24 protein-coding genes are annotated in these 21,045 nt (G+C 67.8%); 18 read left to right on the top strand and 6 right to left on the bottom strand.

Annotated features, from left to right (window positions below):
• The first annotated feature begins 337 nt into the window (after nucleotides 1–337).
• The 5 genes from pyrE to ACQKJZ_RS05080 all read left to right on the top strand — a co-directional run bounded on the left by pyrE (nucleotide 338) and on the right by ACQKJZ_RS05080 (nucleotide 4,231).
• Nucleotides 338–922, top strand: coding sequence for an orotate phosphoribosyltransferase (gene pyrE, locus ACQKJZ_RS05060; protein WP_427730212.1), 585 nt, complete (start codon nucleotides 338–340; stop codon nucleotides 920–922).
• A complete protein-coding gene (locus ACQKJZ_RS05065) occupies nucleotides 919–1,647 on the top strand; it encodes a pyridoxine 5'-phosphate synthase (protein ID WP_427730213.1) in 729 nt (242 codons plus the stop codon). Before pyrE ends, ACQKJZ_RS05065 begins: the two co-directional genes overlap by 4 nt.
• Nucleotides 1,648–1,780: 133 nt before the next feature.
• On the top strand, nucleotides 1,781–2,191 hold the full coding sequence (gene acpS, locus ACQKJZ_RS05070; RefSeq protein WP_312490732.1) for a holo-ACP synthase: 411 nt from the start codon (nucleotides 1,781–1,783) through the stop codon (nucleotides 2,189–2,191).
• Entirely contained in the window at nucleotides 2,188–3,156 is a 969-nt protein-coding gene (gene lepB, locus ACQKJZ_RS05075; protein WP_427730214.1) for a signal peptidase I, read from the top strand. The genes acpS and lepB overlap by 4 nt, the downstream gene beginning before the upstream one ends.
• A 4-nt stretch (nucleotides 3,157–3,160) precedes the next feature.
• Complete coding sequence (locus tag ACQKJZ_RS05080; protein ID WP_312490734.1) at nucleotides 3,161–4,231, top strand: AI-2E family transporter; 1,071 nt, start codon at nucleotides 3,161–3,163, stop codon at nucleotides 4,229–4,231.
• Here ACQKJZ_RS05080 and ACQKJZ_RS05085 read toward each other — a convergent pair.
• Nucleotides 4,175–5,323, bottom strand: a complete 1,149-nt coding sequence (locus tag ACQKJZ_RS05085) for a glycosyltransferase (RefSeq protein WP_427730215.1) — start codon at nucleotides 5,321–5,323, stop codon at nucleotides 4,175–4,177. The genes ACQKJZ_RS05080 and ACQKJZ_RS05085 overlap by 57 nt on opposite strands.
• 221 nt (nucleotides 5,324–5,544) lie before the next feature.
• Between ACQKJZ_RS05085 and ACQKJZ_RS05090 the strand changes: the two genes are divergently transcribed.
• From ACQKJZ_RS05090 to ACQKJZ_RS05105, 4 genes are all read left to right on the top strand, one after another.
• Nucleotides 5,545–6,480: a hypothetical protein gene (locus ACQKJZ_RS05090; protein ID WP_312490859.1), complete on the top strand. Its 936-nt coding sequence runs from the start codon at nucleotides 5,545–5,547 to the stop codon at nucleotides 6,478–6,480.
• Nucleotides 6,477–7,016 (top strand): DUF2141 domain-containing protein, encoded by a 540-nt coding sequence (locus ACQKJZ_RS05095; protein WP_427730216.1) that lies wholly within the window; start codon nucleotides 6,477–6,479, stop codon nucleotides 7,014–7,016. The genes ACQKJZ_RS05090 and ACQKJZ_RS05095 overlap by 4 nt, the downstream gene beginning before the upstream one ends.
• Before the next feature lie 8 nt (nucleotides 7,017–7,024).
• The gene (locus ACQKJZ_RS05100) at nucleotides 7,025–8,209 is read left to right on the top strand and encodes a glycosyltransferase (RefSeq protein ID WP_427730217.1); all 1,185 of its coding nucleotides are present in this window, start codon (nucleotides 7,025–7,027) and stop codon (nucleotides 8,207–8,209) included.
• Nucleotides 8,210–8,272: 63 nt separating this feature from the next.
• Nucleotides 8,273–8,728, top strand: a complete 456-nt coding sequence (locus ACQKJZ_RS05105) for a hypothetical protein (protein ID WP_427730218.1) — start codon at nucleotides 8,273–8,275, stop codon at nucleotides 8,726–8,728.
• Here ACQKJZ_RS05105 and ACQKJZ_RS05110 read toward each other — a convergent pair whose 3' ends face one another.
• The 3 genes from ACQKJZ_RS05110 to ubiG all read right to left on the bottom strand — a co-directional run bounded on the left by ACQKJZ_RS05110 (nucleotide 8,729) and on the right by ubiG (nucleotide 11,700).
• Nucleotides 8,729–9,466: a DUF2334 domain-containing protein gene (locus ACQKJZ_RS05110; RefSeq protein ID WP_427730219.1), complete on the bottom strand. Its 738-nt coding sequence runs from the start codon at nucleotides 9,464–9,466 to the stop codon at nucleotides 8,729–8,731.
• A 72-nt stretch (nucleotides 9,467–9,538) separates the two neighbouring features.
• Nucleotides 9,539–10,921, bottom strand: coding sequence for a DUF2029 domain-containing protein (locus tag ACQKJZ_RS05115; protein ID WP_427730220.1), 1,383 nt, complete (start codon nucleotides 10,919–10,921; stop codon nucleotides 9,539–9,541).
• Nucleotides 10,922–10,959: 38 nt separating this feature from the next.
• Nucleotides 10,960–11,700, bottom strand: a complete 741-nt coding sequence (ubiG, locus tag ACQKJZ_RS05120; protein ID WP_427730221.1) for a bifunctional 2-polyprenyl-6-hydroxyphenol methylase/3-demethylubiquinol 3-O-methyltransferase UbiG — start codon at nucleotides 11,698–11,700, stop codon at nucleotides 10,960–10,962.
• Between the two features lie 54 nt (nucleotides 11,701–11,754).
• Here ubiG and ACQKJZ_RS05125 point away from each other — a divergent pair, with 54 nt between their 5' ends.
• The 3 genes from ACQKJZ_RS05125 (at nucleotide 11,755) to ACQKJZ_RS05135 (ending at nucleotide 15,287) form a co-directional block, all read left to right on the top strand.
• The gene (locus ACQKJZ_RS05125) at nucleotides 11,755–13,005 is read left to right on the top strand and encodes an aspartate kinase (RefSeq protein WP_427730222.1); all 1,251 of its coding nucleotides are present in this window, start codon (nucleotides 11,755–11,757) and stop codon (nucleotides 13,003–13,005) included.
• A 348-nt stretch (nucleotides 13,006–13,353) separates the two neighbouring features.
• The gene (locus ACQKJZ_RS05130; protein WP_427730243.1) at nucleotides 13,354–14,340 is read left to right on the top strand and encodes an NAD(P)H-dependent flavin oxidoreductase; all 987 of its coding nucleotides are present in this window, start codon (nucleotides 13,354–13,356) and stop codon (nucleotides 14,338–14,340) included.
• Nucleotides 14,341–14,492: 152 nt separating this feature from the next.
• Nucleotides 14,493–15,287: a hypothetical protein gene (locus ACQKJZ_RS05135; protein ID WP_427730223.1), complete on the top strand. Its 795-nt coding sequence runs from the start codon at nucleotides 14,493–14,495 to the stop codon at nucleotides 15,285–15,287.
• Between the two features lie 9 nt (nucleotides 15,288–15,296).
• Here ACQKJZ_RS05135 and ACQKJZ_RS05140 read toward each other — a convergent pair whose 3' ends face one another.
• Both ACQKJZ_RS05140 and ACQKJZ_RS05145 read right to left on the bottom strand, forming a co-directional pair.
• Nucleotides 15,297–15,503 carry a helix-turn-helix transcriptional regulator gene (locus ACQKJZ_RS05140; protein WP_312490971.1) on the bottom strand — a complete coding sequence of 69 codons (207 nt, stop codon included), beginning with the start codon at nucleotides 15,501–15,503 and terminating at the stop codon, nucleotides 15,297–15,299.
• Complete coding sequence (locus tag ACQKJZ_RS05145) at nucleotides 15,500–15,922, bottom strand: hypothetical protein (RefSeq protein ID WP_427730224.1); 423 nt, start codon at nucleotides 15,920–15,922, stop codon at nucleotides 15,500–15,502. Before ACQKJZ_RS05145 ends, ACQKJZ_RS05140 begins: the two co-directional genes overlap by 4 nt.
• Before the next feature lie 98 nt (nucleotides 15,923–16,020).
• Between ACQKJZ_RS05145 and ACQKJZ_RS05150 the strand changes: the two genes are divergently transcribed.
• The 6 genes from ACQKJZ_RS05150 to pal are packed head-to-tail and all read left to right on the top strand — an operon-like array spanning nucleotide 16,021 to nucleotide 20,686.
• Nucleotides 16,021–16,491 (top strand): YbgC/FadM family acyl-CoA thioesterase, encoded by a 471-nt coding sequence (locus ACQKJZ_RS05150; RefSeq protein ID WP_312490977.1) that lies wholly within the window; start codon nucleotides 16,021–16,023, stop codon nucleotides 16,489–16,491.
• Nucleotides 16,488–17,180 carry a protein TolQ gene (tolQ, locus tag ACQKJZ_RS05155; RefSeq protein WP_312490978.1) on the top strand — a complete coding sequence of 231 codons (693 nt, stop codon included), beginning with the start codon at nucleotides 16,488–16,490 and terminating at the stop codon, nucleotides 17,178–17,180. Before ACQKJZ_RS05150 ends, tolQ begins: the two co-directional genes overlap by 4 nt.
• A 12-nt stretch (nucleotides 17,181–17,192) precedes the next feature.
• Nucleotides 17,193–17,636, top strand: a complete 444-nt coding sequence (tolR, locus tag ACQKJZ_RS05160; protein WP_427730225.1) for a protein TolR — start codon at nucleotides 17,193–17,195, stop codon at nucleotides 17,634–17,636.
• Complete coding sequence (locus ACQKJZ_RS05165) at nucleotides 17,636–18,688, top strand: cell envelope biogenesis protein TolA (protein WP_427730226.1); 1,053 nt, start codon at nucleotides 17,636–17,638, stop codon at nucleotides 18,686–18,688. Before tolR ends, ACQKJZ_RS05165 begins: the two co-directional genes overlap by 1 nt.
• Nucleotides 18,689–18,699: 11 nt before the next feature.
• A complete protein-coding gene (gene tolB, locus ACQKJZ_RS05170) occupies nucleotides 18,700–20,106 on the top strand; it encodes a Tol-Pal system beta propeller repeat protein TolB (protein WP_427730227.1) in 1,407 nt (468 codons plus the stop codon).
• A 55-nt stretch (nucleotides 20,107–20,161) separates the two neighbouring features.
• Nucleotides 20,162–20,686 (top strand): peptidoglycan-associated lipoprotein Pal, encoded by a 525-nt coding sequence (pal, locus tag ACQKJZ_RS05175; RefSeq protein ID WP_312489217.1) that lies wholly within the window; start codon nucleotides 20,162–20,164, stop codon nucleotides 20,684–20,686.
• Nucleotides 20,687–21,045 lie beyond the last annotated feature (359 nt).

A 21,045-nucleotide genomic window follows, 5' to 3' on the forward strand; every position in this document is an offset into this window, starting at 1 on the left:
AGGGGAGGGGGGAGAGGCAGGAGTCGCGAAGGCGACACCCGACAGCGCGGCGCATCCCATTCCGGCGGGGATCGCGATCGCCTTCATGCGTTTGGGCATCCTCATCCTCCGGGGTTCGGACATGCGCTTGACCTCGCTCATCCCGCTCTCGTCTCCCATCTCCCTCGCCCGTCCATCGGTCGTCCGACGGTCCCGGCGGGGCGTCATGTCGTTTTTGTTAGGCGGACTATAGCACGGGACCGCGCCCCCTCAACCCTAGAGCGTCACATGCCAGATTGCGCCGGCGCGGGGGCGATCCTATGAGGCCGGGTCATCTGACCGATGCCGGAGTTGCCCCATGACCGATGAAGACGTCCTCGCCGAGTTCCGCGCCGCCGAGGCGCTGCTCGAAGGGCATTTCATCCTGTCGTCCGGCCTGCGCAGCCCGCGCTATCTGCAATGCGCGCGCGTCCTAATGGAGCCGGCGCGCGCCGCCCGGCTGTGCGAGGCGGTGGCCGCCAGGATCCCGGTGGATATCAAGGCGCAGATCAGCGCGGTCGTCGCCCCCGCCATGGGCGGCGTCATCGTCGGCCATGAAATGGCGCGCGCGCTGGGCGTGCCGGGCATGTTCCTGGAGCGGCCGGAGGGAACCTTCCACCTGCGCCGCGGCTTCCGCCTTGATGCAGGTCAGAAAGTGCTGATGATGGAAGACGTGGTCACGACCGGCCTGTCCAGCCGCGAGGCGATCGCCGCCATCGCGCGCGAGGGGGGTGAGACGATCGCCGCCGCTTCCTTGGTCGATCGCTCGAACGGCGCGGCCGATCTGGGCGTGCCCTTCTTCCCGCTGATCCGGCTCGACGTGCCCAGCTACAGCCCCGACGATCTGCCGCCCGAACTGGCCGCGATCCCCGCGATCAAGCCGGGGAGCCGCGCGGCGGCATGACCGAGCATTTGCGCCTGGGCGTCAATATCGACCATGTCGCGACGGTGCGGAATGCGCGCGGCGCGGGCTATCCCGATCCGGTCAAGGCGGCGCTGATCGCGGCGGACGCGGGCGCGGACGGCATCACCGCGCATCTGCGCGAGGATCGGCGGCACATCACCGACGACGATATCGCCCGGCTATCGGCCGAACTGACCGTGCCGCTCAACCTGGAGATGGCGGCGACCGAGGAAATGCTCGCCATCGCGCTGAAGCATCGCCCGCACGCCGCCTGCATCGTACCCGAAAAGCGCGAGGAGCGGACGACCGAAGGCGGCCTCGACGCCGCCGGGCAGCGCGAATGGCTGGCGCCCATGGTCGCGAAGCTGGGCGAGGCGGGCATCCGCGTCTCGCTGTTCATCGAACCCGATTCCCGCCAGATCGAGGCGGCGCTGCACCTGCGCGTGCCGGTGGTCGAGCTGCACACCGGCCGTTATGCCGAACTGGACGGCGAGGCACGGGCGGAAGAACTGCGGCGTTTGTCCGACGCGGCGGCGCTGGCGGCGAAGAACGGGATCGAGGTTCATGCCGGGCATGGCCTGACGTACGACAATGTCGCCCCCATCGCCGCGATCCCGCAGGTGCGCGAGTTGAACATCGGGCACTTCCTGATCGCGGACGCGGTGTTCGTCGGCCTTCCGCAAGTCGTGCGCAAGATGCGCGCCGCGATGGACCTGGCGCGGTGAATCCTCCCCGGCACGGGGAGGGGGACCAGCCGCAGGCTGGTGGAGGGGGAGTTCCTCAAAGGACACCCATGGTGGAGAGCCCCCTCCACCACCGCTTCGCGGCGGTCCCCCTCCCCGTGCCGGGGAGGATTGCATGATCATCGGTCTGGGCTCGGACCTCTGCAATATCGAGCGTATCCAGGCCGCGCTCGACCGGCATGGCGGCCGGTTCGAGGCGCGCTGCTTCACCGATGTCGAACAGGCCAAGGCCGCCAGGCGCCCCTTCACCCGCGCGGGCACCTACGCCAAGCGCTTCGCCGCCAAGGAGGCGTTTTCCAAGGCGGTCGGCACCGGCTTTGCGCAAGGCGTGTTCATGCGCGACATCGGGGTCGTCAATCTGCCCGGCGGCGCGCCGACCCTATCTTTGACGGGCGGGGCGCGCGAACGGCTTGACGCGATGACGCCGGAGGGCCACGTCGCCCATATCCACTTGACCATGACCGACGATCACCCCTGGGCGCAGGCCTTTGTCGTGATCGAGGCACGACCGGAAGTTTCCGCATGAAGGACGCGGTGTTGGACACGAACCCAGGCTCGCCGGTGAACCAGCCGGGGGGCGAGCAGCCGGTGAACGCCGCGCCGCCACCCGCGAGCAAGAAGAAGGGCACCGACTGGTGGGCCGAGGTCAAGGGGCTGTTCTGGCTGCTGCTGATCGTGCTGGGCTTCCACAGCTTCGTCGCCAAGCCCTTCTACATCCCCTCCGAATCGATGCTGCCGGGCCTGCGCGTCGGCGACCGGCTGGTCGTGAGCAAATTCGCCTATGGCTGGTCGTTCGTGTCGCCGACCATCCCCAACCCGGTCGCGATCTTCAAGTCGGTCGTGCTGCGCCAGCCCGAGGATAGCTGGAGCCTGCAGCTTCCCTTCATCCATGGCCGGCTGTTCGGATCGCTGCCGACACGCGGCGATGTCGTGATCGTCACCCCGCCGGGCACGCACAACGACTATATCAAGCGGGTGATCGGCCTGCCCGGCGACCGGCTGGAGGTGCGCGACGGCACTGTCATCATCAACGGAAAACCCGTCCAGCGCGGCCCCCTCCACTATGTCGACATACCCGTCGACACCAACAGCCCGTGCAAGGCGTCGGATTATGGTGAGGAGGCGCGGGTCCGCAACGCCAGCGGGCAATGGGTCTGCCACCTGCCGATCGTGACCGAGACGCTGCCCAACAACCGCCGCTACGACACGGTGGAACTAGGCTGGAGCCCGGGCGACAATTACGGGCCGATCACCATTCCGGCCAACCATGTCTTCCTGATGGGCGACAATCGCGACCGCTCGGCCGACAGTCGCTTCTCGCTGGCCGAGCTGGGGCTGGGCGGCCCGGTGCCCTATGAGAATATCGGCGGGCGTGCCGAGTTCGTGACCTTCAGCCTGGATGGCGACGCCACGCTCAATCCGTTGACCTGGTGGGGATCGCTCCGTTCGGGTCGCGCCGGCACCTCGCTCCATCCCACCACGGTGAATTGACCTCATGGCCGAGCCCCAGCCGCTGACGGATCGCCCCTCTCCCCTGGAGGCGCATGACGGGTTCGCCAAGCGCGAACTGACTCGCGCGGCGATCTGGCTGGGTCTGATCGCCGCGATGGCGGTGACGGTGCTGCTGGTCCAGCCGTTGCTGGTCATCTTCGCCGGGCTCGTCTTTGCCACGCTGCTCGACGGTGGCGTGCGGCTGCTGGGCCGGGTGCTGCCGATCGGGCGCAGCTGGCGCCTGCTGATCGTCGTCCTGGCGGTGACGGCCTTTTTGCTCGGCACCTTTTATCTGACCGGGGTCGAGGTCACCCAGCAATTCTCGCAGCTGCGCTCGACGTTGGAGAGCCAGGCGGGGCGGGTGGCCGGCTGGCTGAGCGATCAGGGGCTGATGCCCCGGACGTCGGACATCAACGGACTGGTCAAACAGTCGATGGGTTCGATCGGCAAGCTGACCTCCTGGGTCGGCACTGCCGTGGGGGCGGTGACATCGCTGTTCATGATGCTGGTCATCGGGTTGTTCCTGGCGATGGACCCGGACGGCTATGCGCGCGGCCTGCAATGGATGGTGCCGCGTTCGGCGCGCGACGAGTTCGCCATCACCCAGGACCGGGTCATGACCACGCTGCGCAAGCTGCTGGCCGGGCGATTGCTGGGCATGGCGTTCGAAGGGGTGCTGACGGGCATCGCATTGATGATCGGCGGCGTGCCGATGGCGCTGCTGCTGGGCATCATCGCGGGCGTCCTGGCCTTCATCCCCAATATCGGCGCGATCATCACCGGCCTGCTGATGGTCGCGGTCGGCTTTTCGGCGGGCACCGATACGGGCTTCTGGGCGATCGGCACCTATCTGATCGTGCAGACCTTCGACGGCTATGTCGTGGTGCCGATGGTCGCCAAGCGGACGGTCGACCTGCCGCCGGCATTGACCCTGTCGACCCAGATCATGGCCAGCGCGCTGTTCGGCATCCTGGGCCTGGCGCTGGCCGATCCGATGACCGCGATGATCAAGTCGGCGTTACAGCGCCGTTCGGAGCGCCAGGCGGCGAGCGAGGGCATGGCCGATCGCGACTGACCCCGCCGCCCGGCGGCGGTGCGCCGTCACGATCGAATCGAAGAGCGCCAGATACCGCTCCGCCGAGTCGCCGCCTGGTTGCGGCACGGGGGCGGGGCGCGGCGTGGCCGGGTCGAGCCAGTGGGTCAGCGCGGCGACCAGCGCGCCAGCGTCATCGCGCGCCACGATGCTGCCCAGCGCGGGGCTGGCGACGATCTCGGCGACGGCGGGGCTGGAATCGGTCGCGACGACCGGCGTTCCCACCGCCAGCGCCTCGCGCAGCACGCCCGGCACCCCCTCATAATCGGATGGCAGCGCCAACACGTGCGCGGCGGCCATCGCGGCGGCCGCGTCGGCGCTGTGCCCCGGCATGCTCACCCGGTGGCCCAGGCCCAGCGCCGCGATCTGCGCGGCCAGCGCGGGGCGCAGGCTTCCCTCGCCGAGCAGGGTCAGGCCGACATCCTCGGGCAGATGCGCCATGGCGGCGATCAGCCGGTCCCAGCGCTTCTGCGGCTCCAGCCGGCCGACGCCCAGGATATGCCGGCCCGGAGACGGCACCATGGCGGATGCCGCATGGCCCGATTGCGCCGGGGGTGGGAGGGCGGTAGGCGGGTTGGGGATGACCGCGACCGACAGGCCGGTCGCCTCCTGCGCGGCGCGCGCGGTGGCCGGCGTCATCGCCACCAGCGTATCCAAGAACAGGCCGTGCAGCGCCAGCCATTGCCGCTGGCCCCAGGCCAGCCAGGCGGGGTGATCGCCGCGATCGACCGCATTCGACATCTTGGCGACGATCGGCGGACAGCGTGACCCCAGTCGCAACCGGATCCATGCAGCCATGCTGGTATAATGGTTGCCCGGACAGAAGATCAGGTCGGGCCGGACATGGTCGATCAGCAGCGGCAGCGCGGCGCCCATGCCGACATAATGGTCATGGCCCAGCTTGACGATCTCGACCCCGCGCGGGACGCCGTTCTGGAACGCGCCACCCTCCTCGCCTAGCACCAGCGTCACCCGCCGCCCCTGATCCACCCAGCCCCGGAGCATGCGGCCCAGCGCCGCTTCCACGCCGCCCGACATCGTCAGGGCATAGGTCAGGATATGATCGGCTGGCATTGTTTCCGCCTTTGGTCGGGGGAGCGGGGGGAAGACGGGCGGGGAGAAATAAAGAGACCTTGTCGCGCAATTATGTCAGTTTCAGCCCTATCGAGGACACAATCCCGCGACACAGCGCGCGGCGTATTCAGGTGTGATAAAGCTGGTTTGAGGTTTGCGGATACCGCCGGCGTCCGCCGCCGAGGATTGCCTATAACGTGCAGAATGAACGGAATGATCCCATGACCCCGCCACAGGCGCCGCCGGCCGGTTCGGGCGGGCCGGTCGCGACCGACATGGCCGCGCTGGAACCGCTGAAGACGGTCAAGCGCCGCTGGCCCGCCATCATCGGCGGCCTGCTGACGCTGGCGATGGTCGTCGGCCTGGGGCGCGAATTGCTCGGCCGCGGGCTGGTGGGGCTTAGCCATTCGGTGCCCACCAATCCGTTATTCTATGTCGTGTTCGTCGCGCTCTACATGGCGTTGCCGATCGGCGACTATGTGATCTTTCGCCGGTTGTGGAATATCCCCGTGAGCGGCCTGGCCGCGCTGATCCGCAAGCGGATCGCCAACGAGGTGGCCTTCAGCTATTCGGGCGAGGCCTATTTCTATGCCTGGGCGCGCGCGCATGCGAAAATGGTCGCGGCGCCCTTCGGCGCGGTCAAGGATGTCGGCATCCTGTCCGCCATCGCGGGCAATGCCATCACGCTGTTGATGGTCGCGCTGGCGTTGCCGGTCGGTCGCGAGCTTCTGACCCCTGAGCAGTTGCGGCTGGTCTGGGGATCGATCGGCATCGTCATGGCGACCTCGCTCCCCTTCCTGATCTTCTCGCGCCGGGTCTTCTCGCTGGATCGCAAGACCTTGTGGTGGATCTTCGTGGTCCATTGCACCCGCCTGATCGCCAACTCGCTGCTGATCGCGCTCGCCTGGCATCTGGGCATGCCCGAGGTGTCGCTGGGCATGTGGCTGTTCCTGTCGGCGGCGCGGCTGCTCGTGTCGCGCCTGCCGCTCGTGCCCAACAAGGACCTTCTTTTCGCCAATTTTGCGATCCTGTTGATCGGGCAAGATCAGGAACTTAGCGAACTGATCGCGTTCACCGCCGCGCTGACCCTGCTGGTCCACGTCGTGCTGATCGCGGCGTTCGGCGTGATGGAACTGGTGCGAAGAGTAAGGGCATGAACCGCGCGACGAAGATAGGGATGGCCACCGGGCTGGCGGTGATGGCGATGACGGCGGCGGTGCCGCAGGCGGCGGCCGCGCAGGTGCTGGGCAGCGATGCCGCCGCCTGCACCGGCGGCGGCGGTCCCGCCATCCTCGCCCGGATCGAGGGGCTGAAGGATCGCAAGGGCAATTTGAAGCTGGAGCTGTACCCGGCGAACGAACAGGATTTCCTGGCCGACGACGGTGTCCTGATCCGCGCCGGCAAGACGTTCCGCCGCGTGCAGGTGCCGACCCCGGCGACGGGCGGGGCGATCGCCATGTGCATCCGCGTGCCGCATCCCGGTCGCTATGCGTTGCTGTTCACCCATGACCGCGACGGCAAGAACAAGTTCAACTTCTGGAGCGACGGCGCGGGCTTCCCGGCCAACACCAAGCTGGGCCGGCGCAAGCCGCCGCTCGAATCGGCGCTGATCGACGTGCCCAGCGGCGTGGCGAATGTCACAATTCGCGCGCAATATCTTCGCGGGCTAGGCGGCTTCGGCCCGGTGGATTGAGGAAGCCGATGCGCATCGTCGACGTCAACGAGTTCTATTCGCCCACCGGTGGCGGGGTGCGGACCTATATCGACCGCAAGATGGCGATCCTGGCCGAGATGGGCCATGAGCTGATCGTACTCGCCCCCGGGACCGAGGACGTGGTCGAGGAGCGCCCCGGCGGCGGCAGGATCATCTATATCAAGGCGCCGCGCCTGATCCTGGACACCAATTACGGCATGTTCTGGGACGGCGACCCCGTGTGCCGCCTGCTCGACGAACTGGACCCCGACATCGTCGAGGTCTCCTCCCCCGCCAAGCCCGCCTGGTTCGTCGCCAGCTGGCAGGGGCGCGCGAAGAAGGTCTTCTTCATGCACAACGACAATGTCGGCACCTATCCGGTCCGCTGGCTCGACGGGCTGGTCGCGCAGGAGCGGGTGGAGGACTGGTTCAGCTGGTACAGCCGCTACATGAACCGCTTCCTCGACCATTACGACCTGGTGCTGTCCAACGGCCCGGCGCTGGTCAAGCGGCTGGGCAAGCGCGGCGTGCGGGTTGACGAGGGAATTCCGCTGGGCATCGAGCGGCATTTCTTCTCGCCCGAACACCGTGACGAACGGCTGCGTGCCGCCTTGCTGGCGCAGTGCGCTCTCCCTGAGGATGCGCATCTCCTGCTGGGGCTGGGCCGGCATCATCCCGAAAAGCGCTGGCCGATGGTCATCGACGCGGTCGAGCGGGTCGCCGCGAGCCGTCCGGTCGGGCTGATCCTGATCGGTGGCGGCGTCGCCAGCCGGACGCTGGAAAAGCGGATCGCGGGCAGCCCGCATATCCGCCTATTCCGGCCGGTCTATGATCGCCCGCGCCTGTCGCGGATCATGGCGAGCTGCGATGCGCTGGTCCATGGCTGCGAAACCGAGACGTTCGGGCTGGTGGCGTCCGAGGCGCTCGCCTCGGGTCTGCCGCTGGTGGTGCCCGATTATGGCGGGTGTGCCGAGGTCGCGCAGCCGCTGTTCGCCGAAACCTTCCGCGCGCGCGACGGCGCGGCCTGTGCCGAGGCGATCGAACGGTTGCTGTCGCGCGACCAGCGCGTCCTGCGCAATGCCGCGCGCGTGGCGGCCGCCAAGGTGTTCAGCGACCGCGACCATGCCGAGGCGCTGATCGCGCGCTACCAGCGGCTGCTCGACGGCGAACAGGTCCAGCGCGCCGCCGCCTGAGCGGGAGCTTTCCCGCCTGCCGCGCGTATGCCATCATGACAGGATTGTCATGGGAGGCGGTGGATGAGTCGTATCCTGATGGTGGCGATCGGCCTGATCGGCGCGACGACGGCACAGGCCGATGCGCGCGCGCCGGCCGAAACCTGGGGCAAGCCGGGTGTTGGCTATGACGAGTATCGCGACGATGCGATCGGCTGCGCCAAGATCGGCTATTTCCGGGATGTCGCGCAGGACGAACCCGCCAAGCGGTTTATCCGGGGCTTCGAGACGGCGGACCTCCTCCTGAATCTTCCGGGTGCTGGAGCGGGTGATGACTGGGGGAATTCGATCCGCCGCACCCAGCCCGATCGCCAGAAGCGCGACCTGCATGCGATTCAGGTCGGCGATGTCGAGCGATGCCTGACCGACAAGGGTTATCACCGTGTCACACTGACCCGTGCCGAGGAGAAGACGCTCGCCCGCTATCCGCGCGGGTCGGAGGCGCGGCATCGCTACCTCCATGCGCTGGCGGCGCGCTGATCAGGCGGCGAGCAGGTCCGCATAGCGCGACGGCCGGTGCGTGCGGGCGAGGCGCGCATAGGTCTTGTCGATGCTGTCGAGCAACGCGGGCACGCCATTGTCGCCGGGATGCACCGCGACCCGCGCGACCGGGATGGGGCGCAGGCCATGGCGCAGCACGGCGGCGGCGGCGAGCGAGCTGAGCTGGCGACCGCGCGAACGGCTGGCCCAGGTGACGACGGGGCCGCGCGCGATGACCTTGCCATCGGCGGGCGTCCAGACGCGGAAATGATCCTCGGCAAGGCCGAAGCCCGCGTCCCCCAGGGCTGCCCGCGCGTCGTCGGAATAGAGCCAGGCGGGCGCGATGAAGCCGGTCGCGCGGCGTCCGATGATGTCCTCGATCAGGGCGGTGCCGCGCTGCATCCGGCGCAGCGCCTCGGCGCGGTCCAGGCCGACGAACTCGCCTTCGCCCGCCGTCATATGCTTGGCCTTGAGTGCGGTCCTGGAATCGCTATGGACCATGTCGTCCTTGTGCGACCAACCATGGACGAACATCTCGATCCCCATGTCCGCCCAGTTCCGCAGCCGCGTGGCGAAGGGCGTGCCGGGTGCGATCGGCGCGCTGTTCCAATGGTCGGGGATGACCAGCATCGCCAGACGCGGCCCGCCCAGATGCCCCGACAGCCGGTCGAACAGTGAGTCGACCGCTCCCTCGAAACGGGGGGAGACGTCATGGATCGAGGCGAGGAGGCGTTTCATGGCCAACCCCTTACACCCCCGCCGCCACGCTGCCCAATGGAAGATGCCCGCCGGCGTGATCGACCCGCCGGATCAGTGCGTTACGTGAATCAGCCGGAAGCCGGTGCCGGGAATCGCGATGGCTCGCCCCCCGGCCGCTGCCGCGAGCGTCGCGTCCAGCCGCGCATCCCCCGCCGACCAGGGGCCTTCGCCACCGACCAGCACCCAGTCGGCGGCAATCCGTGGCCGGGTCTGCGCGACCAGATGCAGCCGGCGCTCGGCCCCGGCATCCAGCAAAGTGCGGCTGCGGAAGTAGAAGGGGCCGGTGGCGAAATCGGGATGCGGCATCCGCCCGGTCACCGCCAGCATCTGCGGCGCCAGCGTTGCGATTGGGCCGGTCACGCCGATCCGGTCCATGGTCGCGGCGACGCGCTGCCCTTCCACGAGCGCGGCGGGCAGGCTCATCGCCTCGTCGCGGCCGGTCAAGGTGATCAGCGTCGGCACCAGCCCGACCATGGTGAAGAAGGCGAGCGCGCTACGCCAGCGGGGCGAGGGCGGTGCCCGGTGCCAGAGCAGCGCCAGCGCGACGAACAGCGGCGGCAGGAGTGGCAGCCAATATTGCCGCCAGGTCGGGAAGGGCATCAACGCGCCGATCGCGCCGCCGATCATCAACAGGAGCAGCACGGCGGGCGGCCTTTTCCGCATCACCATGACGGCACCGATCAGCGCCGGCCCGAGCGCCAGGAATTTGAGCGAATCGATCAGCTTCGCTGCCCAACTCAGCTTCCACGGGCGCGCGGCATAATATTCGGCCGGGGCTTGTGAGGGGAAATGCAGGACGCCGAACAGAAAACCCTCCGGCGCGGCCAGGTACAGCGCCGCGATCAGCGCAACGATGGGCAGCGTGCCGACCATCACCCAGACCGGCCGGTGCCGACGATGGACCAGCGTCCACAGCCCGTAAGCGATGGCGGGCAAGGCATAGGAGATTTTGGCGGCGGCAGCGGCGGCGAAGACTAGGCCGGTCAGCATCGCCGAAGCGCGACTCGCACCGCCGCGCTCGCCTCTGGCCACGCCGACCAGGGCCCAGGCAAGCAAGGCGGCGGGCAAAGCATCGTTCCGCGCCGTGCCCACCGCGAACAGCAGGATGTCGCAGGTCGCGAACAGCGCGGCCGCACCCAGCGCCGCACGCTGGTCCGCGCCCCAGAGTCGTGCGGCGCGATACACGCCCGCGATCGCCGCCAGCCCGAGCAAGGCATTGACCAGCCGCAGCACCGGCCAGACCCAGCGCCCGCTGGCCCAGGCGATCGGCGCGAACAGCAGCGGCTGGAGCGGCGTCTGCAGATAGGCATAGTCGCGATACGGGATCAGCCCGGCACCGCTGAGCATCGCGGCGGCGACATATTGGCTTTCGTCATGGTCGACCGGGCGGGCGATCGCCAAGGCGCAGAGCAGGACCGCGAGCAGCCCCGTCATCCACCCCAGGCGCGGCCGACCCGCCCGGCCGATCAAAGTCACGCGGCGGTCGCGGTCACGAAATAGTCGAGTGCGGTCGAATCACTGATCATGAAGCCCTTGGTCGGCGAAAAGCTGAGGCCGCGCACATCGCGCACCGTCAGCCCGGCCTCCTGCAACAGCCCGGTCAGCTCGTCGGGCGTCAGGAATTTCGACCAGTCATGCGTGCCTTTGGGGATCGTACCCGTCCCCTCCGCCAGCGTAATCAGCGCCAGCCTGGACAAAGGCGTGCGGTTGGGTGTCGACAGGATCATCAGCCCGCCGGGCGCCAGCGCATCGGCCAGCCCGCGCACGAATCGGGCCGGATCGGCGACATGCTCGATCACCTCCAGTGAGGTGACGAGGTCGAACGTCTCACCCCCCAGCCCCTCGACGCTACCCGCGCGGTAGTGAATCTCAAGCCCCGATTGCGCGGCATGCGCGGCGGCGACCGCGACATTCTCCGGCGCGGCGTCGAGCCCTGTCACCTCCGCGCCGAGGCGCGCCAGCGGCTCGCACAGCAGCCCCGCGCCGCAACCGACGTCGAGCGCCCGCTTGCCCTTCAGCGGCGTGAAGCCCTGTCCGTCAACATCCCAATGAAGGTCGATCTGCTCGCGGATGTAGCGCAGGCGGGGCGGGTTCAGCCGGTGCAGCATCGCACTCGACCCCTTGGGGTCCCACCACTCGGCGGCCATCTTTCCGAAATGTGCGGCTTCGGCCCCGATAATGGTAGAATCGTTCAAATGGCTTGCGTTCGTCATGGGGGCTACCTATCAGGACCGCCGTTTTACCCCAAGGAGATTGGCAAAAACCGCATGGCCCGTATCGTGATGAAGTTCGGCGGCACCTCGATGGCCGGAATCGAGCGCATCCGCAACGTGGCGGCGCGGGTCAAACGCGAGGTTGAGGCGGGCCATCAGGTCGCGGTCGTCGTCTCCGCGATGGCGGGGGAGACCGACCGGCTGGTCGGTTTCTGCCGCGAGGCCTCGTCGCTCTACGATCCCCAGGAATATGATGTCGTCGTCTCGGCGGGCGAACAGATCACCAGCGGCTTGCTGGCGATCACGCTCCAGGCGATGGGCGTTCCCGCTCGCTCGTGGCTGGGTTGGCAGCTGCCGATCCATACCGACACGGCGTTCGCGAAGGCGCGGATCGGCGAGATCGACACGACCGCGCTCGATGAGAGTCTCGCCAGCGGCGTGGTCGCGGTGATCCCCGGATTCCAGGGCGTGGCGGAGGGCAACCGGGTGACGACGCTGGGGCGCGGCGGATCGGACACCAGTGCGGTCGCGGTCGCGGCGGCGATGAAGGCGGAGCGGTGCGACATCTACACGGATGTCGACGGCGTCTACACCACCGACCCGCGCATCGTGCCGCGGGCGCGGAAACTGTCGAAGGTCACCTATGAGGAGATGCTGGAACTCGCCAGCGTCGGCGCCAAGGTGCTCCAGACCCGTTCGGTGGGTCTGGCGATGAAGGAACAGGTGCGCGTGCGGGTGCTCAGCTCGTTCGACGAAGCACGAGACGAAGACGGACATCGCGGCACGTTGATCGTGGGCGAAGAGGAAATCGACGATATGGAACGCCAGCTCATCACCGGCATCGCGCATGACAAGAACGAAGCCAAGATCACCCTGACCGCCGTGCCCGATCGCCCCGGCGCGGTCGGCTCGATCTTCGCGCCGCTGGCGGATGCGGGGATCAATGTGGACATGATCGTCCAGAACATCGCCCATTCGACCGGCTCGACCGACGTGACCTTCACGGTACCTTCGGCCGATCTGGCGCGCAGCCTGGACGTGCTGGAAAAGGGGCAGGGTGAGATCGGCTATGCCAGCCTGGTCCATGATACGCGCGTCGCCAAGATCTCGGTCGTGGGCGTGGGCATGCGCAGCCATGCGGGTGTGGCCTCGACCATGTTCCAGACGCTGGGCGCGCGCGGGATCAACATCCTTGCGATCACCACCTCGGAGATCAAGGTCAGCGTGCTGATTGAAGAGGACTATACCGAACTGGCGGTGCGTGTGCTGCACACCGCTTACGGCCTGGACGCCGAGGCGGCTTGAGCGTTTTCCCCTCCTCGGGTTCGGCTCGGGGAGGGGGCTTTCGTTCGCGCGAAGCCGCGAAGACGCGAAGCGTCCTTAAGAAGAGTGGTTCGCGCAGAGGCGCTGAGGGCGCAGAGGTGGCGTATCCAGCCGCGTCGTCACTCTTTTTGCAACCATCGTTGCTGACGCGATGGCGCTGCCGCGCGCGAAACATCTCTGCGTCCTCTGCGCCTCTGCGCGAACCAACTTCTTCGCGTCATCGCGGCTTCGCGTGAACCAAATCTTGCCGTCCGGCGCTACCCACGGCATGGAGCGTCGATGACCGACACCCACACCCCCACCACCGGCGAACAGCGTCTCGCCACCCGCATGGCGCGCGGCGCGGAATTCCTGGGCGCCGACATGGCGATCATGGCGGGTGCCATGTCCTGGGTGTCGGAGCGCAACCTGGTCTCCGCCATGTCCAACGCGGGCGGTTTCGGCGTGATCGCATGCGGCGCGATGACGCCCGAACTGCTCGATACCGAGATCGCCGCGACCAAGGCGATGACCAGCCGCCCCTTCGGCGTGAACCTCATCACCATGCACCCGCAGCTGTTCGACCTGATCGCGGTGTGCGGTCGCCATCAGGTCGGCCATGTCGTGCTGGCGGGTGGCCTGCCCCCCAAGGACGCGCTGGAGGCGATCAAGGAGACGGGGGCCAAGGTCATCTGCTTCGCGCCTGCTCTGTCGCTGGCGAAGAAATTGATTCGCTCGGGCGTCGATGCGCTGGTGATCGAGGGGATGGAAGCGGGCGGCCATATCGGCCCGGTCTCGACCAGCGTGTTGGCGCAGGAGATGCTGCCCGAGATCGCCGAGCAGGTTCCCGTCTTCGTTGCGGGCGGCATCGGCCGGGGCGAGGCGATCGCCGGCTATCTCGACATGGGCGCGGCGGGCGTCCAGCTCGGCACGCGCTTCGTCTGCGCGACCGAATCGATCGCGCACCCCAATTTCAAGAAGGCGTTCATCCGCGCCTCGGCCCGCGATGCCGTGGCCAGCGTGCAGATCGACCCGCGCCTGCCGGTCATCCCGGTCCGCGCGCTGAAGAATGCCGGCGGCGAGTTGTTCACCGCCAAGCAGCGCGAAGTTGCCCAGTCGCTCGACGAGGGCAAGGTGGCGATGGTCGAGGCGCAGCTTCAGATCGAGCATTACTGGGCCGGCGCGTTGCGCCGCGCGGTGATCGAGGGCGATGTCGAGCATGGCTCGGTCATGGCGGGCCAGTCGGTCGGCATGGTGACGAAGGAAGAGCCGATCGCCGACATCCTGGCGCAACTGATGGCCGAAGCCGCCGCCGCGCTGGTCGCGCGCACGGCCTAAACCAGATTCCTCCCCTTGCAGGGGGAGGAATGACGCGATTTCCGACCCGCTGACATATGGCCCGCTTCGTCGCAGCGGTTACGACGCGTTAACCTTGATTCGGCATGACGGGTCCAACAGCCGGGGGCGGGGTTTTTTCAGGGATCAGGGTCATGGCGAGTGTGCGTATTGTAACGGGTTTGGCGGTCGGCCTGTCGCTGGCGGGTTGTGCCGCGCGCGAAACCGCGAAGGTCGCGCCGCCGCCGGTCTATGTGCCCGCGCCGCCGCAGGTGGTGCGCGCGCCGCTGCCGCCCGGCGCCACGCCGGGCATGATGATCCCCGCCAAGCTGCCCGACGGCAATTACGCCACCCCCAATCGCGCGTTGACCAGCGCAGCGACCGTCTGGCATCTCCGCTCCGCGCTCAACGTCGCCGCGCTGGCATGCCGGGGTGCGGACGAGGGGCTGATCGTCACCCGCTACAACACCATGCTGACCACGCAAAAGACGACCCTGGCGGCGGCGGAAAAGCGCTATTCGGCCGAATATCAGTCGCAGGGCGGCGACTGGCGCGACCGTTATGACGACGCGATGACCCGGCTTTATAATTTCTTTTCGATCACGCCGGTCCGCAAGACCTTTTGTGCCGCCGCCGATCAGGTGCTGGCGGATATCAGCAGCGCCGCTACGACCGATTTCGACACCGCCGCACCGAAGCGGCTGGATCAGTTGAACGAGCCGTTCGTCGCCTTCTTCCGCGCCTATGACGCCTGGCGTGCGGGCACGATGGTGCCGGTCCAGTCGCTGTCCGCGCCGCTGACCGTGGCCACTAGCGCGCAGCCCGGCGTCGCGCCCGCGACCCAGCCGCGTGTCCTGTCGAGCCAGCCGGTCCCCGCCGCCAAGCCCTATACGCCCGCACCGACGATCAACCCGCCCAGCCTGTCGGTGAACCCGTCCGCGCTGCGATAAGCGGCCGGATCAGTCGGCGATCCAGAATAGCGATTCGACCGGTCGGCCCAGCGCGCGCGCGAGTTTGAGCGCGAGCAGGGTCGACGGTTGGAAGACGCCGTTCTCGACGGTGTTGATCGTCTTGCGACTGACCCCGATCGCCTCGGCCAGGCCGCCTTGCGTTAGCCCCGCCGCCTCGCGCGCCGCCTTCAGATCGTTACCCAGCGTCTCGTTCATCGGCTGGCGCGCAGTTCCAGCGTGGCGAAGCTTGTGAGCGCGGCTATCAACCCGGCGGTGATCGCAACCCGGCCCATTATCACCGCGCTGAATGGTACGGCGTTCCAGATGGCGGTCATCGATGCCGTCGAGAGGATCATCGCCCAGAACCCGGCCTCGAAAGAGGATCGACGATGATCCCGGGTCGTCTCGTCATTCATCAATCGGGCGATCGGGCCGCACCGGCTCCAGCGAAACGGCAGGCCGGTCAGGTTCAGTGCGGAAGCACCGATCATGACGAACCAGGGCAGGAGCCGGTTGGGTTCGTCATGGCCGTTGGCGACGGACAGAATGGTCGATGCCAGGAGAGCCACGGACAGCAGATAGAAGACAATCGCCCGGCCACGGCTTCTGGCTTCGGCTTTTTCCACGAGATTCATCACGACCTCCTGTAACCTATAGGTTTCATGTAACCCGTAGGTAACAGGCGTGCAAGTGCCTTCCTTCGTCCCGGCGGATAGGTTAACGGGCGGACACCATGACGGTGACGGGAGACCACCTGCCGATCGGCGGCCGCTTCGACGGGATCGAGCATCGCTTTCCGGTGCGCGTCTATTTCGAGGACACCGACCTGTCGGGCGTGGTCTATCACGCCAATTATCTGCGTTATATGGAGCGCGCCCGTTCCGACATGCTGCGTGTCGCCGGGATCGACCAGCGCGCGGCGCATGAGGCGGGCGAGGGCGCCTATGCCGTCACCGACATCGCCATCCGCTATGCCGCCCCGGCGCGGCTCGACGACGATCTGGTCGTCACCTCGAAGTTGATCGAGGTGAGTGCGGTTCGTGCCGTCATTCATCAGACAGTCAGGTGCGGCGGGGTCAAGCTGACCGACGCTACGGTTACCGTCGCCTGGGTCGGCCCGAACGGCCGGCCGCGACGGCAGCCCGCCGACTGGATTGCCATCTACCAACGCCTTGTCTGGCAGGGGGACACCCAACACCCATGAATCCCGTCTTCAACATGGATGCCGCCACATTGTCGCCCGTCGCGCTGTTCCTGCAGGCTGATTGGGTGGTGAAGTTCGTGATGATCGGGCTGCTGCTCGCCAGCGTGTGGACCTGGACGATCATCGTCGCCTTCTCGCGCAAGCTGGCGCGGACGAAAAAGGGCATGACCCGGTTCGAGCGCGATTTCTGGAAGGCCGAGGACATCGACGCCTTCCACCGGATGGAGCAGGACAACGAGCTTCCCTCCGCGCGCGTCTTCTCGGCGGGCGTGCAGGAATGGCGGCGCTCGACCGCGGGCGGGCATATCGACCGTGACGGCACGCGCGAGCGTTTGGCCACGACGATGGGATCGGCCGTGGCGGGCGAGATCGACAAATTGTCGGACCGTTTGAACGTACTGGCCACGGTCGGTTCGGTCGCGCCGTTCGTCGGGCTGTTCGGCACCGTCTGGGGCATCATGCGCAGCTTCACCGGCATCGCGCAGGCGCAGAATTCGTCGCTGGCGGTCGTCGCCCCCGGTATCGCCGAAGCGCTGTTCGCCACCGCGATCGGGCTGTTCGCCGCGATCCCGGCGGTCATCGCCTATAACCGGTTCAGCCACGGCGTGAACAAGGTGGAGGCGCAGCTCAACCGCTTCGCCGACGGCTTCCACACCACGCTCAGTCGTCAGCTCGACCAGGCACGCTAAGGGGCACGGGCGATGGCCATGAACCTTCCCTCCCGCTCCGGCCGGGGCCGCCGCGCGCCGATGGCGGAGATCAACGTCACGCCGCTGGTCGACGTGATGCTGGTGCTGCTGATCATCTTCATGGTGACCGCGCCGCTGTTGACCACGGGCGTGCCGGTGAACCTGCCCGACAGCCGCGCCAAGGCGCTGGAGCAGGAGCAGAAGCCCGAGCAGATCTCGATCGACGAGCAGGGGCGGCTTTTCCTGAACGAGGATGAGATCGCCGATGCCGACCTGCCCGCCAGGCTGGATGCGATCGCGTCGCGCAAGGACCCGGACGGGCAGGTGCCGCAAATCTATCTGCGCGCCGACCGGGCGCTGGATTATGGTCGTGTGATGCGGGTGATGGGCGAGCTGAACCGCGCCGGGCTGAACCGCGTGTCGCTGGTCACGGTAGAGGGGGCGGGCCCCCGCTGATGGAGCGCGGTGAGCGGATCGGATTGGCGGTTGCGGTCGCGGGGCATATCGTCCTGTTCGGCCTGTTGTCGGTCGGCTTTCTGTCGACGCCCAACCCCGAAAAGCTGAAGGTCACGCCGATCGACATCTCGCTGGTCAAGGATGTCGGGGTGGAGGCCGAATCGCCCACCCCCAACCAGCAGCCCGCCCAGTCGATCGCGCCCGAGGAGGGCGCACCCGAGGACGCCGCCCCGCCCGAGCCAGTCGAGGCCGAACCCGAACCGCAGCCGGCCCCGCCGCCGCCCGCACCCGAACCGCGTCCGCAGCCCAAGCCGCAACCCAAGCCACAGCCGGCGCCCAAACCCGAACCGCGCCCGGCACCCAAGCCGCAACCGCAGCCGAAACCCCAGCCCAAGCCGGTGGAGCGGCCGCAACCCAAGCCGAAACCGCAACCGGCCAAGCCTGCGCCCGCCAAACCGGCCCCAGCCAAGCCCGCGCCAGCCAAGCCCGCGCCGGCGAAACCCGCGCCCGCCGCCAAGCCCGCACCGGCCGCATCCAAGCCGAGCCAGTCGGCCGCCAAGCCCTCGGCGACCAAGCCGACGACCCCGGCGCGCGGACAGGGCAGCAGCGCGACCGCGACCGCCGCCAAGCCGCGCGGATCGCGGCTGGGGGACAATTTCCTCAAAGGTCTGTCGCCCGATCCGTCGCCCTCCAAATCGGAGGCCGCGCCCGCGACCAAGATCGGCGCGCAGCAACTGGCGAACATCGCCTCGGCGATCCTGCGCCAGGTGCAGCCCTGCGCCAATCGCCAGGTGACGCCCGGCCCCGGGGCCGAGCGGATTCGCGTGACGATGAACCTGAAGCTCAATCGCGACGGCAGCCTGGCCGCCGCGCCGCGCGTCGTCGGCCATAGCGGCGTCGATGGCGAGAATGATCGCTATGTCGACCGCGTCGACGATCTGGCGATCGCCACCTTCAAGGGCTGCTCGCCGCTGCGCGGACTGCCGGCGGAACTTTACGATGTGCCCGGCGGCTGGAGCAACTTCACGCTGCGCTACAAACTTCCGGGTTGAGGATGATGCTTATGCCCCGTTCCCTGCTGACTCTTCCGCTCACGCTGGCGCTGGCCGCCAGCGCCCTGTCCGCACAGGAGGCGCCCGCACCCCAGGCCGAGCCGGTACAGGCCCCCGCCGGGCAGCAGCCCGCGCTCGCGCCCGCCAATGGCCAGGAAGGGCTGGTCGTCGATGTCGAGGGCGGCATCTCCGCGCCGATGCCGATCGCCATTCCCGCCATGCCTACCAATGCGGTGGTGCAGACGGCGGCGGGCACCACCGATGTGGTGGGGCAGCAGCTGTCGCAGATCATCGCCAACGACCTGCGCAATTCGGGACTGTTCACCCCCGTGCCCCCGGCGCAGCTGCGCACCGTGTCCTTCCCGGAAGTGACCGCGCCCGCCTTCGACTATTGGAACGGCACCGGCGCGCAGGCGCTGGTCCAGGGCTATGTCCGCGCCAATGGCGACGGAACGCTGACGGTCGGCTGCTATCTCTATGACGTGCTGGCGCGTAGCGAGCTGGCGCGGCAGGGCTTCGTCGTGGCGCCGTCCGAATGGCGCCGCGCCGCGCACAAATGCGCCGACAGCATCTATACCAAGCTGACCGGCGAAGGCCCCTATTTCGACAGCCGCGTGACCTATGTCTCGGAGACGGGGCCGAAGGGCCGGCGGATCAAGCGGCTGGCGATCATGGATCAGGACGGCGCGAACCACCGCTTCCTGACCAATGGCCAGTCGATCGTGCTGACCCCGCGTTTCGCGCCCAACCAGCAGTCGATCGTCTATATGTCCTATGTCGACAAGCGGCCGGCCATCTATGTCTATGACATCGGCTCGGGGCGCCAGCGGCTGGTGGTGCAGAACGCCGCGACGACCTTCGCGCCGCGCTTCTCGCCCGATGGCCGCTGGATTCTGTTCTCGATGGCGCAGGGCGGCAATACCGACATCTATCGCGTCTCGTCGCAGGGCGGCGCGCCGCAGCGGCTGACCAATGCGCCGGGCATCGACACCGGCGGCAGCTATTCGCCCGATGGCTCCCGGATCGTGTTCGAGAGCGACCGGTCGGGCGGGCAGCAGATCTACGTCATGAACGCCGATGGCTCGAACCAGCAGCGGATCAGCTTTGGCGGCGGGCGCTATGCGACCCCGGTGTGGAGCCCGCGCGGCGACCTGATCGCCTTCACCAAGCTGGGCGGCGCGTTCCGGATCGGCATCATGAACCCGTCGGGGGGCGGGGAAAAGCTGCTGACCAACAGCTGGCAGGATGAGGGGCCGAGTTGGTCGCCCAATGGCCGCGTCATCACCTTCCAGCGTTCGACGCAAGGCGCGTCGGGCAAGGCGGATGTGTGGATGGTCGACCTGACCGGCGTCAACGAGCGCCGCATCCCGACCCCGCTCGACGGCTCCGATCCCGCCTGGGGGCCGCTGCGGCCATAATCGCTTTTGGGGTGAGTTTCGGGGGCCAAACGAATTTAGAGGGAGTGACAGTCCAGTGACCAAGATCAAGACCACGCTCGTCGTCGCCGCCATGGCGCTCGCCATCGCCGGTTGCGCCAAGAAGCGCCCCGCCGTGCTGCCGCCGGCGCCAGTCGACCAGAATGCGGGCGTCGACCCGAATGCGGGCCAGACCAATCCCGGCAACGGCGCGATCGTCCCCGGCTCGGACGCGGACTTCAAGCGATCGGTGACCTCGAACACCGTGCATTTCGGGCTCGACCAGTACGACATCGATCCGCAGGCGCGCGCGATCCTGGACAGCCAGGCCGCTTGGCTGCAGCGTTATCCCAATGTCCGCATCACGATCGAAGGGCATTGCGACGAGCGCGGCACCCGCGAATATAATCTCGCGCTGGGCGACCGCCGTGCCAACGCCGCCAAGAACTATCTGGCCGCGCGCGGCGTGTCGGCGGACCGCATGACCGTCATCAGCTATGGCAAGGAACGCCCGATCGCGCTGGGTTCGGACGAAGCCAGCTACGCCGAAAATCGTCGCGCGGTGACGATCGTTCTGGGTTGATCACATGCCCGGCCCATGTGGGGCCGGGCGTTTCGATGCGATCAGGGCGGGGGCGAAGCGTGCGCTTCGACTTCGCTCAGCGTGAACGGCGGTTGGGAGGCGTGGCGCCCGACCGTCGCGGCGATGCCGGGTATCCCGCCCCCCGTTCAGCCTGAGCGCAGTCGAAGGCCACGCGACGCACCCGGGTTGATCCCGGCTGGGTGGCCTGAACGCAGTGTCCCCGGCGCTTTGCCGAAAGGGCGGGGCGTACGCTTCGACTTCGCTCAGCGCGAACGGCGGTTGGGACGCGTGGCGCCCGACCTTCGTGGCATCGCCAAGCATTCCACCACCCGTTCAGCCTGAGCGCAGTCGAAGGCCAC

This window comes from Sphingomonas sp. NPDC019816 (assembly GCF_050274375.1).
In the GTDB taxonomy this organism is placed as follows: domain Bacteria; phylum Pseudomonadota; class Alphaproteobacteria; order Sphingomonadales; family Sphingomonadaceae; genus Sphingomonas.

Excerpts from the sequence above, each read along its gene's own strand:
- pyrE (WP_427730212.1), top strand. The coding sequence starts at position 338 with ATGACCGATGAAGACGTCCTCGCCGAGTTCCGCGCCGCCGAGGCGCTG.
- ACQKJZ_RS05095 (WP_427730216.1), top strand. The coding sequence starts at position 6,477 with ATGAACCGCGCGACGAAGATAGGGATGGCCACCGGGCTGGCGGTGATG.
- acpS (WP_312490732.1), top strand. The coding sequence starts at position 1,781 with ATGATCATCGGTCTGGGCTCGGACCTCTGCAATATCGAGCGTATCCAG.
- ACQKJZ_RS05065 (WP_427730213.1), top strand. The coding sequence starts at position 919 with ATGACCGAGCATTTGCGCCTGGGCGTCAATATCGACCATGTCGCGACG.
- tolB (WP_427730227.1), top strand. The coding sequence starts at position 18,700 with ATGCCCCGTTCCCTGCTGACTCTTCCGCTCACGCTGGCGCTGGCCGCC.
- ACQKJZ_RS05150 (WP_312490977.1), top strand. The coding sequence starts at position 16,021 with ATGACGGTGACGGGAGACCACCTGCCGATCGGCGGCCGCTTCGACGGG.
- ubiG (WP_427730221.1), bottom strand. The coding sequence starts at position 11,700 with ATGACGAACGCAAGCCATTTGAACGATTCTACCATTATCGGGGCCGAA.
- ACQKJZ_RS05145 (WP_427730224.1), bottom strand. The coding sequence starts at position 15,922 with ATGAATCTCGTGGAAAAAGCCGAAGCCAGAAGCCGTGGCCGGGCGATT.
- ACQKJZ_RS05090 (WP_312490859.1), top strand. The coding sequence starts at position 5,545 with ATGACCCCGCCACAGGCGCCGCCGGCCGGTTCGGGCGGGCCGGTCGCG.
- ACQKJZ_RS05080 (WP_312490734.1), top strand. The coding sequence starts at position 3,161 with ATGGCCGAGCCCCAGCCGCTGACGGATCGCCCCTCTCCCCTGGAGGCG.
- ACQKJZ_RS05165 (WP_427730226.1), top strand. The coding sequence starts at position 17,636 with ATGGAGCGCGGTGAGCGGATCGGATTGGCGGTTGCGGTCGCGGGGCAT.
- ACQKJZ_RS05125 (WP_427730222.1), top strand. The coding sequence starts at position 11,755 with ATGGCCCGTATCGTGATGAAGTTCGGCGGCACCTCGATGGCCGGAATC.
- tolR (WP_427730225.1), top strand. The coding sequence starts at position 17,193 with ATGGCCATGAACCTTCCCTCCCGCTCCGGCCGGGGCCGCCGCGCGCCG.
- lepB (WP_427730214.1), top strand. The coding sequence starts at position 2,188 with ATGAAGGACGCGGTGTTGGACACGAACCCAGGCTCGCCGGTGAACCAG.
- ACQKJZ_RS05130 (WP_427730243.1), top strand. The coding sequence starts at position 13,354 with ATGGCGCGCGGCGCGGAATTCCTGGGCGCCGACATGGCGATCATGGCG.
- ACQKJZ_RS05105 (WP_427730218.1), top strand. The coding sequence starts at position 8,273 with ATGAGTCGTATCCTGATGGTGGCGATCGGCCTGATCGGCGCGACGACG.
- ACQKJZ_RS05140 (WP_312490971.1), bottom strand. The coding sequence starts at position 15,503 with ATGAACGAGACGCTGGGTAACGATCTGAAGGCGGCGCGCGAGGCGGCG.
- tolQ (WP_312490978.1), top strand. The coding sequence starts at position 16,488 with ATGAATCCCGTCTTCAACATGGATGCCGCCACATTGTCGCCCGTCGCG.
- ACQKJZ_RS05115 (WP_427730220.1), bottom strand. The coding sequence starts at position 10,921 with ATGACGGGGCTGCTCGCGGTCCTGCTCTGCGCCTTGGCGATCGCCCGC.
- ACQKJZ_RS05110 (WP_427730219.1), bottom strand. The coding sequence starts at position 9,466 with ATGAAACGCCTCCTCGCCTCGATCCATGACGTCTCCCCCCGTTTCGAG.
- ACQKJZ_RS05100 (WP_427730217.1), top strand. The coding sequence starts at position 7,025 with ATGCGCATCGTCGACGTCAACGAGTTCTATTCGCCCACCGGTGGCGGG.
- ACQKJZ_RS05085 (WP_427730215.1), bottom strand. The coding sequence starts at position 5,323 with ATGCCAGCCGATCATATCCTGACCTATGCCCTGACGATGTCGGGCGGC.
- ACQKJZ_RS05135 (WP_427730223.1), top strand. The coding sequence starts at position 14,493 with ATGGCGAGTGTGCGTATTGTAACGGGTTTGGCGGTCGGCCTGTCGCTG.